Annotated in this window: 1 protein-coding gene; it reads right to left on the bottom strand. The window is 73.6% G+C overall.

The features are described 5' to 3' along the window. Window positions 1-17: 17 nt before the first annotated feature. The gene (gene shc / locus AB0M39_RS41870; RefSeq protein ID WP_365374406.1) at window positions 18-2,054 is read right to left on the bottom strand and encodes a squalene--hopene cyclase; all 2,037 of its coding nucleotides are present in this window, start codon (window positions 2,052-2,054) and stop codon (window positions 18-20) included. Between the last annotated feature and the right edge of the window lie 112 nt (window positions 2,055-2,166).

Below are 2,166 nucleotides of genomic sequence, written 5' to 3'. Positions count from 1 at the left end.
CGCCGGGGAGGCCTCCATCAGCCCCCCTCGCGCGCGCCCGCGCCCGCGCCCGCGCGCCGGGCCGCACGGCGGGCGAACGGCTCGCCGTGCAGATACCGGCCCAGCGCCGTCAGCGGGAAGACCTGCCGGTAGAGGTGGTAGTTGATGGAGAAGTCCCAGGGGAAGCCGGTGCCGGTGAAGTGCGGCTCGTCCCAGGACCCGTCCTCCTGCTGGGTCTCGGCGAGCCAGGCGACTCCCCGCTCCGCGGCCTTGCCCTCGCGCTCCCCCGCCGCCAGGAGCGCGAGCAGCGCCCACGCCGTCTGGGAGGCGGTGGACACTCCGCGGCCGATCCACTGCTCCTCGCGGTAGGAGCGCAGGTCCTCGCCCCATCCGCCGTCGTCTCTCTGGACGGACTCCAGCCAGCGCACCGCGCGCCGGATCGCGGGGTGCGATGCCGGCAGCCCGGCCGCGACCAGCGCGGGGACCACCGACCCCGTCCCGTAGACGTAGTTGACGCCCCAGCGCCCGAACCACGCGCCGCTCGGCTCCTGCTCGGCGAGCAGCCACTGAACGGCCTTGCGGGTACGGGGGTGGCCTGCCCCGCCCTCGTGGGCGAGCATCTCCACGACGTGTGCGGTGACGTCCGCCGACGGCGGGTCGACGACCTCGCCGAAGTCGCAGAACGGCAGCCGGTTGGGGAGCGGGCTGGTGTTGTCGGCGTCGAACGCGCCCCAGGCCCCGTTCTTGGACTGCATCCCCATCGTCCAGCGGCCGGCCCGCGCGACGGCGGCGTCGACCCGCCGGGGGTCGGGGTGGCTGATCCGCCGCAGGGCCAGGATGACCTCGGCGGTGTCGTCGATATCGGGGTAGGTGTCGTTGTGGAACTCGAACGCCCAGCCGCTCGGGGCGAGTTCGGGCCGGCGCACCGCCCAGTCGCCCCGCCGGGTGATCTCCTCGTCCAGCATCCAGTCGGCGGCCTTGACCAGGGCGGGGTGGTCCGCGGGCAGGCCCGCGTCGGCGAGCGCGATGACGGCGAGGCAGGTGTCCCAGACCGGCGACTGACAGGCCTCGATCATGCGCGCGCCGTCCTCGCGCCACACCGCGAACCGGTCGAGCGACTCGAGACCGGCCCGCATGACGGGGTGACCGAGGTCGTAGCCGAGCAGATGGAGGGCGATGACGGAGTACACGGCGGGCGGCTGGATCCCGCCCCAGCAGCCGTCGTTCTCCTGCCGCTCGACGATCCAGCGGGCGGCGGCGTTCATCGCGACGCGGCGCAGACCTCGCGGCGCGACCTTGTGGTACGCGTGCAGCGCCAGGTCCGCGCGCTGGAAGAACCCGTCCCAGCTGGCGGCGGGAGCAAGCGGCCTGTGCGGGCTGGGGTTGCGGGCGTCGGCGTGCAGCTCGTCGAGGGCGAACGGCGCGGGCCGCACCGGCCGCTTGGCGGAGACGACGGTGAGCGGCACGATCGTCTGCCGGGCCCAGCAGCCGAAGTCGTAGATGTTCAGCGGGAACCACTTGGGCAGGAAGATCAGCTCGGGCGGCAGCTGCGGCAGGTCGTCCCACTTCCACCAGCCGAAGAGCGCCAGCCAGATCCGGGTGAAGACACGGCTGGCGGCGATGCCGCCGCGCTCGCGGATCCAGGCGGAGGCGCGCGCCATGTGCGCCTGGTCCGGCAGGTCCCCGGCCAGCCGCAGGGCGACGTACGCCTCGACGGTGGCGGAGACGTCGCCGGGTCCGCCGTAGAAGGTGGCCCAGGATCCGTCCTCGCCCTGCTCGCCCCGGATGAACAGGCCCGCCGCACGGGTGGTCCGCTCGTCCTGGATGCCGAGGAACTGGCGCAGGAGGAGATCCTCCGCGTCCATGGTCACATTGGTCTCGAGGTCGCCCTTCCACCAGCCCTGGGCGTCCTGGCGGCTCAGCAGATGCTCGATCGAGCGTGCCGCGGCCGCTCGCGCCGCCCCCTGTACGTCGCTCGCTCCGGCGCTCTGGGCGACGAGAGCGCCGGGGACCTGTGTGGCCGCGGCTGCCCGGGGCCCCACGCCCTGGGCGCTGCCGTCGGTCGTCGCTGTCATGGCTTCCCCTTCGTTGCAGTGGATCTCTGCTGTGCTGGGGTCCGCCGTCGGCAAGGGCAGCCGTGACAGCTATGTGTACACGGCCCCCGGCGCCAACCACGGAGCCAACGTC

The organism is Streptomyces sp. NPDC051907 (assembly GCF_040681075.1).
Taxonomy (GTDB): Bacteria; Actinomycetota; Actinomycetes; order Streptomycetales; family Streptomycetaceae; genus Streptomyces.
The sequence above is the reverse complement of the archived record's forward strand: the minus strand, read 5'-3'. Positions and strand labels throughout refer to the sequence as shown.

Bases quoted from the DNA above. Each gene is read 5' to 3' on its own strand.
- shc (WP_365374406.1), bottom strand. From the start codon at position 2,054: ATGACAGCGACGACCGACGGCAGCGCCCAGGGCGTGGGGCCCCGGGCA.